We start from the raw sequence: 12,158 nt of genomic DNA, 5'->3' as shown, positions 1-12,158 counted from the left end.
GCGGTAGCCACGAGCCTCCCCACTCTTCCTGGCGACCGCACGACGCCCCGGCCGAACGGGTGAACACGCCCGCATCCGGCAGCCGTGCCTGGGAGCGCGGTTGCGGGGCCACCCGGGAGCGATGAGCGTGGGAGGACCCCATGTCCCCGCTGGTGCACCGGAACGGAGTCTGCATGGACGCGCAGACGTTGAAGCAGCAGATCGCCGCCGCCCACGAGAAGGCCCGGGCCGACGAGGGCCACTGGCTGGGCATGGCGGCGTTCCGGTACGGCTTCCCGCTCCTGGAGATGCACCGCAGCCTGTGGGAGTGGCACGTCGACACCACCGCCGCCACGCACCTCGGCGCGATCAACGAGATCCACCACACCCCGCGCCGCGCGGAGCCGAAGGACACCTACTTCGTCACGCCGATCGTCGACGCCCCGTACTCGCGCACCTTCGTGGACCTGTCCGCGGGCGCGGTCGTCCTCACCGTCCCGCCGGTCGCCGACCGCTACTTCACCGTCCAGCTCCTGGACATGTACACCAACAGCTTCGCCTACGTCGGCACCCGCACGGGCGACACCACCGGAGGCGACTACCTGCTGGCCGGGCCGGGCTGGCGCGGCACCGTCCCCGACGGCATCACCCGGGTCATCACCGCCCCCACCCCCCTGGTGTGCCTGCTCGCCCGCGTCACGATCCTCGACGACGACGTCCCCGCCGCCGTCTCCCTCCAGAAGCGGATCGCCCTGCGCCCCGCCGACCCGGCCGCCCCCGCGCCCGACCCCTCAGCCAATCCGCGGGCCCGCGACTGGCGGACTGAGAGCGGCGATCCGCTGGACTTCTACCGGATGCTCGCCGACTGCCTGAGCGCGAGCCCCCCGCCGACCGCCGACGCCGGCGTCCTCGGCCTGCTCGCCCGCATCGGCATCGCCCCGCACCGCCCCTTCGACCCCGCCGGCCTGCACCCCGCGGCCGTGGACGGGCTGCGGCGGGCCGTCGCCGACGGACTGCACGACCTGTACGCGGACATGCCCTTCGCCGGGCCGTCCCGAAACGGCTGGGTGATGGTCGACGTCGAGACCATCGGCGACTGGGGCACCGACTACTTCTCCCGGCTGGAGATCGCCCAGCTCGGCCTGCTCGCCAACAGCGCGAAGGAGGCCTACTACATCGGCGCCATCCTCGACGGCGACGGCAACCCGCTCTCGGGAGAGCACCGCTACGAACTGCGCTTCGGCCCCGACGACTTCCCGCCGGTGAACGCGTTCTGGTCGGTGACCATGTACCTCAACCCGCAGGGCTTCCTCGTCGAGAACCCGATCGGCCGGTACCACCTCGGCAGCCTCACCAAGAACCTCGCCTACGGCCCGGACGGCTCCCTGACCCTCTACCTCCAGCGCGAGAACCCGGGCCCCGACAAGGAGAGCAACTGGCTGCCCACCACCGAAGCGGGCGTCCTGTTCCGCCTCATCCTGCGCCAGTACCTGCCCACCCCCGCCATCCTCACCGGCCGCTACGCGCCCCCGGCCGTCGTCCGCGTCGACGGCTGACCGCAAGCGCCACGGCGCACCGCCCGCCCCCGGCCGGACCGAGGGGGCAGCGGATGCACCGGTGCCCCACTCGGCGGTGCACACCGTATTCGAACCAACTCCTCGCGTTCCTCGCGTGACCGGGCGACCGGCTTGCCGTCCAGGTGGAACGTCAGGTCATTGGCCTGCCCCTCGATCCGGCTGACGTGCCAGGCGCCGACCACCAGGTCTCCGGGCCTCCGCCCGAGGCTTCCGGGGGCGCTGTGGGGTCTGGGGCGGTCGTTGGGCCGGGGGTTTGTGGTTGGGGTGCGAGGGGCGTTCGGGCACGGGGTGCGGGTTGGGCTACTCGGCCACTCGCACCGCGTCGCGTTCGGGTGCCCCGGACGACCCCTCTCGGGCCTGTGCAGGACGGATCCTGACCACCGGAGTCCCGAGTCGAACGCCCGGTCGGTCAGGGAGTGGGGTGGGGGTGGAAGCGGGCGGTGACGGTTTTGCCGTGCCCGTCGGTGTGGGCGTTCCAGTCGTCGGCGAGGGCGTCGATCAGGGCCATGCCGCGGCCGGAGGTGGCGTCGGTGGAGGCTTCGCGTGGGTGCGGCAGGCGGGTGGAGTGGTCGTGGACGCTGACGTACAGGCAGGAGCCGTCCCAGGTGAGGACGAGGTTCGCGTTGCTGTGTGCGTGCCGGTGGGCGTTGGTGAGGAGTTCGGAGACGGTGACGATGACGGCGTCGGCGCTCTGGGCGGCGTGTTCGGTCCAGCCGAGTTCGTCCAGGTGGCGGCGGGTCCAGGCGCGGCCCGCCTGGATGCTGCTGGACAGGGGCAGGGTCCGGGCCCAGCCCACCGCGCTCACGACGGCTTCCGGTTCTTCCGCTTCTTCCATGGCCTGTTTTCCTCCGGTGGGTCGGTGCCGCGGCCGATTGTGCGGCTGTGCTGCCAGCTGTGCTGCCGACGGGACGGCGGGGCCTCAGCTACGGGGAGTACTTGCCTGATTCGGTGAGACGAACGGCGACGATCCGCTCGAACGTTGCCCGGGCCGGTTCGTGACGCAGCGTCAGTTGGTCCGTGCCAGGTCGAGCGCGGTGTCCGACCGGACCTGGAGCCCCTCGACGAGGGCGGGGTGATCCGGTCGCTGCCGGACGGGAAGGCCGACCCGGCGTACAGCGAGTCGGCCTGAGACGGACAGCCCTGCGTCGGCGGTGGTCAGGGCAGGGGGTGGGCGTGCAGCACCGGCGGGAGGTCGTCGGCGCCGGTGCCGGGGACCGGGCGGGCGGTCTCGTGGGTGATCTCCACCGTCAGACTGTTGCCGGCGTCCGTGTACAGGTCCAGCCCGTTGGGGCCGAGCCGGCCGAGCCGGGAGACGGTGACGGTCTCCGCCTCGCGGTGGGCGCCCGGAACGCCGGGCAGGGTGACGATGTACCGCTCGGCCTGTTGCACCGCACTCACCGCCGCTCCTGCCGCCCAACGGCGGTCTGATCGTCGGGCTCCGGTCCGCCGGTGCGCGCGGCGGCGTCGGCAGTCGCGTCGTAGCCGTCCTGAGGACCGTTCGTGTCCGGGTCGTGCTCCCTGGCCGGACGTACGTCGGCGGCCCGGTCGCCGTAGCGGCGGTCGCCCTGGGCGTCCGGTCGGGCCCGGTCGTCGGGTGCGGGTGCGGGTGCGGGTGCGGGTGCGGGTTCGGGTGCGGGTTCGCGGTGCGAGGCCATCGTTCACTCCCCTTCTCGAGTGCTCCGGTACACCGGCTACCCGGTGCCACCCCACGTAACCTGCCCGCCCCTGGGCGGCGGCGCCGTCGACCCGGGGCTGCCCCGGCGCACTCCGCACGCCTGCCGCAGGCCGTGCTGCCCCGGCCCCGTGCACGGGTGTGCCAGGCTTGTCGGGCGGTGCTGCAGTACCGGCGTACGAGTCGGAGGAGCGTCCTGGGGTGTGACGTCCGGCCAGGTGACCGCCCGGCAGAGTGCGCGACGTCAGAGACGTATGACGACGACTCAGGGATCTGCGATGCGCTCGGTTCTCCTCCGCCCTCTGCGGCGGCTCGCGGCCGACGCCGCCCGTGCCGGCACGGCGCTTCCGGCCGGCCTGCCAATGGACCTGGCAGCGATGGCGCGCGTGGCGTACGCGGTCTTCAACACCGTTCGCAATGTCGGCTACTCGATCCGGAAGCTGTACGGGGGAGCCACAACGGGTGCCGGTACTCGCGTGGACCCGTTGCGCAGGACCGTCGGCCGCCCATCCGGGGGCGGTGGGCGAGGGTGGCGTGGCGGCGACGGTCAGATTCTGCTGAGACCGATCAGACGTCGGTCGGACGGGTCACCGGCGGTCGTGGCCCGCAGACCGAGGCGGAGCCGCGGGCCGACCACCCGGTGCCGCGCACCGACCGGTCTCCGGACTGCCTTGCCGCCCGCGGCCCGGCTTGCTGCGCCCCGTCCGGTCGGGCGTTCAGTGCCCGTGTGAGGCCGGGGTGGGCAGGGTGCGCGGAACGGTGTCCTCGGTGCCTGGTTCGACCAGGACGAACTGGCCCATCATGCCGGAGTCCTCGTGTCGCAGGATGTGGCAGTGGTACATGTAGGGCGCGGCCGGGTTGGTGGTCGTGCCGAAGCGGACAGCGAGGCGGACGGTGCTCTTGCCCGGGACGAAGACGGTGTCCTTGGGTCCGCCCGCGTATCCGGGGGCCGGTGTGCCGTTGCTGTCCAGGAGTTGGAACCCGACTTCGTGGATGTGGAAGTTGTGGGAGTACACGTTGTTCCGGATCTCCCATATCTCGACGGCCCCGGCGGGGACGACTTCGTCGATCCGGGACATGTCCATCGGCTGTCCGTTGATCGCGTCGTGCCCGTTCAAGGTGAAGCGGCGCACTTTCGCGCCGGCCGGCACGGTGATCGGGGTGAACGCCGAGAGGGCGGCGGGCAGGGCGGGGGAGGGGGAGGGGCGGTTGGTGGCGGTGAAGCGGATCAGGTCGAGGTCGCCCGCGGCGAGGTCGGTGCCGTCGTCGACGGTGCGCAGCACGACGTTGTCGTCGGGGGCGAAGGCGACGACGATCTCGGCGCGTTCGCCGGGGCTCAGCGCGAGGGTGTCGGTCGCGACGGGTGCGGCGAGCAGTCCGCCGTCGGTGGCGACCACGTGGAAACTGCGGTGGTCGGAGAAGGCCAGGTGGTAGAGGCGGGCGTTGGAGCCGTTGAGCACGCGCAGCCGGACGCGTTCGGTGGTGACGTCGAAGCGCGGGTTGAAGGTCCCGTTGACCAGGACGTGGTCGCCGAGGATGCCGAAGGTGCCGCGGAGCGGGTCGCCGTCGAGGGCGCCGTCTGCGGTGAACTTCTTGTCCTGCAGGATCAGCGGGACGTCGTCGACGCCGTAGGCGGTGGGCAGTGCGGTCTCGTGGTCGTCGTCGAGGAGGAACAGGCCGGCCAGGCCGCGGTAGACGTGACCTGCGGTGGCTCCGTGCGGGTGGGGGTGGTACCAGGTGGTGGCGGCGGGCTGGTCGACCGTCCAGGTCGGGGACCAGGTTTCGCCGGGGGCGACCGGCTGGTGCGGGCCGCCGTCCATCGCGGCGGGCAGGCGCATGCCGTGCCAGTGCACGGTGCTTGCCTCAGGGAGGGTGTTGCGGACGGTCACCGCGACCCGGTCGCCGCGGCTCGCCCGCAGGGTGGGGCCGAGGTAGGGCCCGTTGAAGCCCCAGGTCGCGGTCGGCCTCCCCGGGAGGAGCTCGGAGCTGCCGGCGAGCATGGTCAGTTCATAGCGCCGCACGCCGTCGGCGTCCGGTTCGGGGTGCAGCAGCGGCGGGATCCGCAGCGGGACGGACAGGTCGAGCGGCGCAGCGGGGTGTCGGTCGGACCCCCTGGGGCCCGAGCTGCAGCCGGAGGCCAGGCCCGCCGTGCCGGCCAGGCCGGAGAGGGCTGCGAGAGTGAGGAAGGCTCGTCGGTTCACGAGGCATGACCGTAGCTCGGCGGCACCGTCAACTCGGCTGTTATCAGGGGTGGTTCAGGGGAGAGCAGGGGGTGACTGGGGGAGTCCCCGATGGGAGGCCCCGACCGCGCAGCGGTCCGAGTGGGTTTTCGTCCGACGTCCGCGCTTGCGCGCCCGGTGAACGCATCGAGACGGTCGCCCCGAGCGGTCGCGGCGCGGTCCGCTGCCGTGACTGATGCGGAAGTGAGGCAAGGGCGATTCCTGGCAGGACGTGCCGATTGTGGTCGTGGGTTGCTCCGGCGTGACGGCCTGGCGGAGACTGCCGGACTGGACCGAGGAAGGCGACCGGCATCGCCTGCACGCCGTTCTGTTGACCGAACTGCGTCGAACTTGCTGGGCCTGGACGACTGTGCCGTAAACGGCTCGCACGCCCGGGCCCTCAACGGGGGATCCCGTCGGCCCCTCGCTTGTCGCCCGTGCCCGCCCGTGCTCCAAGCACCATCTGATCGTCGACCGCCAGGGCACCCCGCTGGCCGTCACGCACATTGGCGGCAACCGGCACGACGTCACCCGGCTCCAATGCTGGACGCGGTCCCACCGGCCCGGGGCCTGCGCAGGCGGCCCCGCCGCAGACCCAGGCGCCTATACGCCGACCGTGGCCACGACGTCGACCAGTACCGCACCCAGCTGTGGAAACGCGGGCATCAAGCCGATGATCGCCTGACGCGGAATCGCCCACGGCTCCGGGCTCGGCAAAGTGCGCTGGGTGTGGAGCGCACATTCGCCCTGCTGCACCCGTTCAAGCGCTTGCGCATCCGCTACGGGCATCGGGCCGACCTTCACCAGGGACTGCTCGAACCTGCCCGCTCGATCGTCCGCCTCCGGCGGCTCTCGCGAGCATTCTGAAATGACCTCTTCAGTCCATCGGCCTCCCGCTCCAGTGCCGCCACGTTCCCGCCCTTCTGGCCTCCGTTTTCGCGCGCATGGCCACGGCCTTGGGGAAGTCGCCGTACCACCACCACGTGTATCCGGCGAACGCCACGTACACGGCCACCATGGCGAAGAAGACCGGGTTGAAACCCAAATGCCTGCCCCTGGCCAGATCGAAGACGGTCCAGAAGGCGAGGACGATCGCGCCCCTGACCAACGTGCCCAGAGTCTTCTTGGTACGGAGATTCATTCTGCGAACTGTGGGCCGCTGCGGCGGTGTTGACCAGGTATTACTGAGGGCGGAAATACCCGGGCCACTCCGCCAAACCCGCACTGTTCGATCATCGGAGTCCACGGACCGCCGGGTTGCCGTAGAGCGTGCACGGCCGATCCGCGTCCGGCTGTCCCTGATCGCCGCACTCCGCCTGCCCCCGGGAGCGGCGGGCGACCTGTGCGAGTTCGGGATCGGGCACTCGCAGGTCGTGCGAAGCGATCGAGCCTCCAGGTCCGTCCTCCGCACGACGAGGTCGTGGCGACCGACGCGGGTTCGCCCGCGCTGTGATGAGCCCGAAGGCCCGTGGGGCACCGGCGTCGATGGTCCTCTCCGAAGATCGGGTGAGTGCCATCACCCCCACCCCGCCCCGTCTTCCGGCCCGGGCGCACGGCTGCCAAGGCAGGCCGAGGCCCGCGCGACGGCAAGCTGACGACCCAACAGACCGCCCTCCTGGAGACCCTGTCCGCCGCCCCGCTGAACAGCAGGACCAGGTCCGGCCGAGAGCTCGGACGCCCGGACCGCGCCACCAGATGCCTACGCCCGGGTTCTGGCCTGCCGCGCGGCGCGTCGATCGGCTGTTCCGTGCGCCGGCAGGCCGTTCAGGCCGCGCCCGGACTCGCCGGCGGCCGCCCCCTCCCATTTCTGGCCCGGACACGTCATTCTGGTGTCCCGTGCCGGGCGCCGACCCGTCCTGTCCGTGCTTCGCCATGCCTGCGCACCGCCGTAGCACGTCGCTCGCCCCGCCACGCAGTTCTGACGACCAGAGGAGCCGATCATGCGAATGTCCGTGGCACGCGCGCTGACGGGAGTGGCCGCTGTGGCGGCCGTCGTCCTGCCCGCCGGCACCGGCGAGGCAGTCGTGGCACCCGAACACGCCGTCATCGTCTGCCAGAGCGCGAGCTTCTACGCCAACTACGACAGTGCGTCGGGGCCGGTGGGGCTGGTCCGGGTGCTCGGCTACGGCAACAAGGTCGGCCACACCAGGGGCGTGCACCCGGTCTACAACGGCTGGGCGGCGACGTTCGACTTCGGCAAGGGCGACTGGGGCTACGTCCGCAACGAGTGCCTGGGAGGGTACGGCTCCTGGTGAGGCCCCGGCACGCACTCACTCATCCCCCTCTCCGGCCCGCACCCGACGAAGGAGCACTCCCGTGACCGCATCCCGCACCCTCCTGCGTGCCGCCGCCGGCGTCTGCGTCCTCGTGACGGCGGCGGTGGCCGCCGCCGGCACCGCCGCGGCGGCCAACGGCACGGTCGGGCGCCGCGAGACCGTCTGCGCCCAGGACCTCTACGTCCGCACCGCACCGGGCGGCGCCTGGACGGGCACCCTGTACACCGGTCAGACGTTCACGGTCGAACGCGTCCAGAGCGGCTGGGTGTACGGCTTCGCCTACGGCGACATCAACCGGCACGGCTGGGTACAGGACGGCTGGTTCTGCTGAACGCCCCTCCCCGCACGGGAGGAGGCCGCCATTGGACGGTCTGGCGTTCGCCTGCTCGGCTCCGCTTCGTCCACAGGCAGGCTGCGCCGACCACCTCTCCGTGGGCATCCCGGGTACCGGCCGGAGCCCTCGGGTGGGAGAGCGGCCGAACAGGAGCGCGCCACCGAGCGGAGCGGGGAGTCGACCACCTTGTGCGGGCTCAGCCCCTGCGTGGCCGGAACCCCGGTCCCCGGGCCCCGCGGCGGACCGAGGACCACCTGGCTTCCCGCCTGACGTTCCGTCTGCTGCCCCGCCTGCCGGGCCGCCCGACACTCTGCGGTTGTCGTCCCTGCCGCCAGTGGTGCAGAGCCGGTCGTGCTGTCACCGGTTTCGGAGATCCGTTCCGAGGCCGGTGAGTCATTCCGGGAGGGAGGAAGCCTCACCGACGGCGGCGTGGACGCGGAGGGCGTGGTGGTCCTGCCGCGGGGCCGGGAGATCGAGCACACCCACGCCTTTGCGGTGCACGCCCGCCGGCACGCGCGGAACTTCGAACGGCTAGTCCAGCACTGCGAATCGCTGATCACCTGGGCCGCGATCACGCTGGTGACCAGGTGCCCGACCCAGCGGCAATCCGAGCGGTCCGGACAGCCCGTCTCCGGCGAAGCCCAACGGAACTGATCCATCTCTGAGTTGCGGTCGCCACCGGGCCCCGGTCCGGCCCACGGCAGGTCCGAAGATCACTCTCCCCTGGCTCCTGACCGCACGTCAGGCCGTTTCGGCGTTTCTTCGTGCTCGATGGTGTTGACCCATGGGCAGCGGAGCCGGCACCCCGGACGGGGCAACTGCACCGGCATGGAGATGATCATCATCCCCGGCCCGGAGGGCAGGCCGCCCTGGCGGTTGTTGACGCCCGAAGGCCACCCCGCGCTGATCGTCCCCGCCGCCCGCCGGACCGGCCGGCGTCCACCGGAGGCGGCTGGGCCACCGACCGGTGACCGGCGGCAGACGGGGTCAGCGGTCCCAGCTCTCGAAGGAGCGTTCGTCCAGGAGGTAGCTCGATGGGAAGCCGAGAGCGACATCGGTGAGCAGCCGGGCGAGGAACTCGCCCACGCCGCAGTCGAACTGCTGCCACTCGCTGGTGACGTCGTCTCGGACGAGTACGGGCCAGTCGGACGGGTCGGCTGCGCCGGTCCGCCAGACGAGTTCGATCTCCTGCTCGGAACTGCCCCACCGGAGCAGTCCTTGCGGCGCCGGGAACGTCGGCTGCGGGGCGAACCGGTCGGCTGGGGCTTTCTCGGACCAGTTGACGGTCACGAGCAGGACCGGACAGTAGGCCCGGGTCCGGCGGATCAGGTCCACCACGGACTCGTCCGCCCGGACCGTTGTCGTGGTGAAGGTCGTGGCCAGCGCGTGGGGCCGCCGCCGTGGTGCTCCCCTCCGGCAGCCCGTGGTGCTCTCCAGACGCGCCGCCTCGGAGTGGTCGAAGAAGCGGATCACGCCGGTCCAGGTCACACGGGGCAGCGTCGAAAGGAACGGGGGAGTTGGTCAGGGATACGGACCCGGACCACCGCGCCATCGACCGATGTCCACCACCCCGACGACAACACCCCGGGACACGACCGCCCGTGACGCAACATCACCCGATGGGCGCGGCTCCCAAAACACACCGGCGATCAAGCTCAACCCGCCGGCGGCCGGGCGGAACATCGGTGGCTCGGCTCCGTAGGCAGCGACGACCCGGAGGGAACTGCTGCCGCTGCGATCCCGGTCATCTTTCCTCGCTGGGGGAAGGGAGGTGGCGCCGCCTCAGCTGTCTGCCGTCGCCGTCGAGGCGTGGTTGATCGTGTGGTCGGTGGTCGGCTGCCCGCTGTCGTGGGTGGGAGGCGGGTGTCACGGGCTGTCGTCGCGTCCGTCCCGTGGTGCGAAGGCTGTGAGGGCGTCGACGTCGGTCGCGCGGGCGTGCAGGAAGTAGTCGGCCCAGGCGGTGATGTCGGGGTAGGACGAGTCCTGGCTGAGCCGGGTGGCTGCGGCTTGGAGGTCGAAGTGTGTGGTGCGGAGTTCGATGCCCGGACCCAGGAGGGCCCAGTGTGCTCCGGTTCGTCCGTATGGCATGCCGATGCTGCCGGGGTTGATCACGAGTCGGCCGTGGGCGAGGCGGACGAACGGCATGTGGGTGTGGCCGCAGACCACGGTGCGGACGTCGGCGTCGAGTCCGGCGAAGACTTCCTCCCAGCGGTCGAGGCGGGAGTCGACCAGGACGACCTCCTCGTCGTCGCGAGGGGTGGCATGGCAGAACAGCACCTTTCCCAGGCCGCTCACAGGCAGGGAGAGTGTTCGTGGAAGCGAGCTGAGAAGGTCGAGATGGTCCTCGCGAAGCTGTTCTGCTGCCCAGGGGGCGATCGGGTCGGGGATCGTGTCGCGTTGTCCGCGGCGGTATTCGAGGAGTTCGCGGTCGGCGTTGCCGCTGATCCAGACAACGCGGTCGCCGAGGCTGGTCAGCAGGTCGAGGACCTGGGTCGGTTGCGGGCCGGCGGTGATGTCGCCGGTGAGCACGATGCGATCGGCGATGCTGACGTCTGGTTCGGCGAGTACTGCCTCCAGGGCCGGCAGGACTCCGTGAATGTCGGACAGGACGGCTACTCGATTCAGCATGGTCACCACTGTGCGGCGAATGCAGCCGAGTGGTGCGAGGTTCCGCCGGGCGCGTAGTTCCGGGGGGCGTTCAGCGTGTGTGGCCGCCGGGTGCGCAGCGGGCGACATACCGTGAGTACTCCGGAGCCCCGCCGAGCGACCGGGGCGGTGGCCGGGTGCTTCTTCCTCCTTCGAGTGCTCCGCTGTGCTGTGACGATCCGTAGGGGGAGTGTTCGGTGCGGCGTCAGGCAGGCGGGGCGGCGATGACGCCCGCGGCGCGGGTCGCGGTCAGGATGCCGAGCAGGTAGCCGTCGTCGTCGATGACGGGCCAGACGACCCAGCGCCTGATGCGCATGACGCGGGCGGCCAGCAGCAGGTCCAGGGTCGGCCAGGCGAACGGGCCCTGCTGGTGCGCGGTGGCGCCGACGGCGATCCGCTCGGTCGAGCCTGGGAGCGGGAGGAAGGGATGCAGGCCGGCGCGAGTGACAAGCCCCTCGCAGCGGCCGTCGTGGCCGCGAACGGGCATGTAGTCGACGTGGGCGCCGCGCAGCGCGTCGTCGGCCTGTTCGGCGGTGCTGTCATCGGCAATCTGGTAGTCGAAGGGGTCCATGGCGTCGGCGACCGTGAGGCTGTGGCCTGCCGGCTGCGGAGTGCGAGGGGTCACGGTGGTCACCGTTCCCGTCCCCGGGCACACCCCCCGGGGGGCTGCCCGGACTGCCCAGAACGAAGCCGGAACGGTACCGGGATCCGAAATGCTCCGGACATCTCCGAGGCTACTCCGCGCGCCGCCGCGCAGGAGCTGGCCCGACTGATCCAGTCGCCTTCAACTCCCGCCGCACCGCGTGCGGCCGGCTGCCCACGCTGGCAGGGGACAGGCGCGAGGAGGCGCCGGAGCAGGTTGAGCAGACAGGCGACTCCGACGCCGCCGGCCGGCCGATCAACTCCTGAACTTCCCGTCGCCGGTTGGAGGGCAGCCGGTGCGGTCCCCTGATGCCCCGGCCGCTCCCCGCCCTTGCCGCGGGCCCTGCCGTGAGGGCCGGGTCGGGCTGAGTTCGGGTTCGGTCCAGGTGAGCGGGGTGGGTTGGGGCGGGGAGGGGGCCGCGGGTTGTGCAGACTCCGCAGCCTCAGGTGGTGATGGTGTTGGCCTGTCAGTGGGCGGTGGGCCAGTTTGACACCATGGGGAATCGAGGCGAGCAGGTCTGGCCAACCCCAGAGCGCCGGATGGGGAGACTCAATTCAAGGAGCGCCATCACGACAGTGTCAGTGCCCTCCGCGACAGCGTCCAGGCGAGATCGGTAACTCGACTTTCGACGTTCTGACGGATTCGGGGTCTCAGGCGGCATCGGTGCTGGCGACGGCCCACGCCTGCCGGACGGTGCGGATTTCCTGCTCGGTGGGCTGTGGTCTGTGGCGGACGACCGGCCCAGCAGGGTCAGCCGGCCGAGCATGCGGCAGGAGATCAAGTAGAGCAGTCGCGGACCCACGATCAGTGAT

General features: G+C 71.4%; 12 protein-coding genes and 1 pseudogene. 5 read left to right on the top strand and 8 right to left on the bottom strand.

Annotated elements, in window-relative coordinates:
* Nucleotides 1-173: 173 nt before the first annotated feature.
* On the top strand, nt 174-1,535 hold the full coding sequence (locus tag BX266_RS37020) for a DUF1254 domain-containing protein (protein WP_180290739.1): 1,362 nt from the start codon (nt 174-176) through the stop codon (nt 1,533-1,535).
* Nucleotides 1,536-1,965: 430 nt separating this feature from the next.
* On the opposite strand, the gene BX266_RS37015 is transcribed toward BX266_RS37020, so the two are convergent.
* The 4 genes from BX266_RS37015 to BX266_RS37000 form a co-directional block, all read right to left on the bottom strand.
* A complete protein-coding gene (locus tag BX266_RS37015; RefSeq protein WP_099906911.1) occupies nt 1,966-2,391 on the bottom strand; it encodes an ATP-binding protein in 426 nt (141 codons plus the stop codon).
* Between the two features lie 320 nt (nt 2,392-2,711).
* Nucleotides 2,712-2,954 carry a DUF6296 family protein gene (locus tag BX266_RS37010; protein WP_099906913.1) on the bottom strand — a complete coding sequence of 81 codons (243 nt, stop codon included), beginning with the start codon at nt 2,952-2,954 and terminating at the stop codon, nt 2,712-2,714.
* Nucleotides 2,951-3,211, bottom strand: coding sequence for a hypothetical protein (locus tag BX266_RS37005; protein ID WP_099906914.1), 261 nt, complete (start codon nt 3,209-3,211; stop codon nt 2,951-2,953). Before BX266_RS37005 ends, BX266_RS37010 begins: the two co-directional genes overlap by 4 nt.
* Before the next feature lie 733 nt (nt 3,212-3,944).
* Nucleotides 3,945-5,429, bottom strand: coding sequence for a multicopper oxidase family protein (locus BX266_RS37000; protein ID WP_099906916.1), 1,485 nt, complete (start codon nt 5,427-5,429; stop codon nt 3,945-3,947).
* Nucleotides 5,430-5,661: 232 nt separating this feature from the next.
* On the opposite strand from BX266_RS37000, the pseudogene BX266_RS39225 reads away from it, so the two are divergent.
* Nucleotides 5,662-6,314 (top strand): annotated as a pseudogene (locus BX266_RS39225) (transposase); the annotation flags it as partial.
* Nucleotides 6,315-6,324: 10 nt separating this feature from the next.
* Here the strand turns inward: BX266_RS39225 and BX266_RS36990 are convergent.
* Nucleotides 6,325-6,588, bottom strand: coding sequence for a hypothetical protein (locus BX266_RS36990; RefSeq protein ID WP_099906919.1), 264 nt, complete (start codon nt 6,586-6,588; stop codon nt 6,325-6,327).
* A 799-nt stretch (nt 6,589-7,387) separates the two neighbouring features.
* Here BX266_RS36990 and BX266_RS36985 point away from each other — a divergent pair.
* The 3 genes from BX266_RS36985 to BX266_RS39480 all read left to right on the top strand — a co-directional run bounded on the left by BX266_RS36985 (nt 7,388) and on the right by BX266_RS39480 (nt 8,711).
* Nucleotides 7,388-7,702 (top strand): hypothetical protein, encoded by a 315-nt coding sequence (locus BX266_RS36985; RefSeq protein WP_099906921.1) that lies wholly within the window; start codon nt 7,388-7,390, stop codon nt 7,700-7,702.
* 61 nt (nt 7,703-7,763) lie between these two features.
* On the top strand, nt 7,764-8,054 hold the full coding sequence (locus BX266_RS36980) for a hypothetical protein (protein ID WP_099906922.1): 291 nt from the start codon (nt 7,764-7,766) through the stop codon (nt 8,052-8,054).
* 432 nt (nt 8,055-8,486) lie between these two features.
* Nucleotides 8,487-8,711: a hypothetical protein gene (locus BX266_RS39480; RefSeq protein WP_099906924.1), complete on the top strand. Its 225-nt coding sequence runs from the start codon at nt 8,487-8,489 to the stop codon at nt 8,709-8,711.
* 333 nt (nt 8,712-9,044) lie between these two features.
* On the opposite strand, the gene BX266_RS36970 is transcribed toward BX266_RS39480, so the two are convergent.
* The 3 genes from BX266_RS36970 to BX266_RS36960 form a co-directional block, all read right to left on the bottom strand.
* Nucleotides 9,045-9,545, bottom strand: a complete 501-nt coding sequence (locus BX266_RS36970; RefSeq protein WP_099906925.1) for a hypothetical protein — start codon at nt 9,543-9,545, stop codon at nt 9,045-9,047.
* A gap of 378 nt (nt 9,546-9,923) precedes the next feature.
* A complete protein-coding gene (locus tag BX266_RS36965) occupies nt 9,924-10,685 on the bottom strand; it encodes a metallophosphoesterase (RefSeq protein ID WP_099908685.1) in 762 nt (253 codons plus the stop codon).
* Nucleotides 10,686-10,908: 223 nt separating this feature from the next.
* Entirely contained in the window at nt 10,909-11,328 is a 420-nt protein-coding gene (locus BX266_RS36960; protein ID WP_143687082.1) for a CBS domain-containing protein, read from the bottom strand.
* Nucleotides 11,329-12,158 lie beyond the last annotated feature (830 nt).

Origin of the sequence: Streptomyces sp. TLI_171 (assembly GCF_003610255.1) — a bacterium.
GTDB lineage: Bacteria > Actinomycetota > Actinomycetes > Streptomycetales > Streptomycetaceae > Kitasatospora.
Note: the sequence above shows the minus strand (reverse complement) of the source record. Positions and strands in the feature narration are given on the sequence as shown.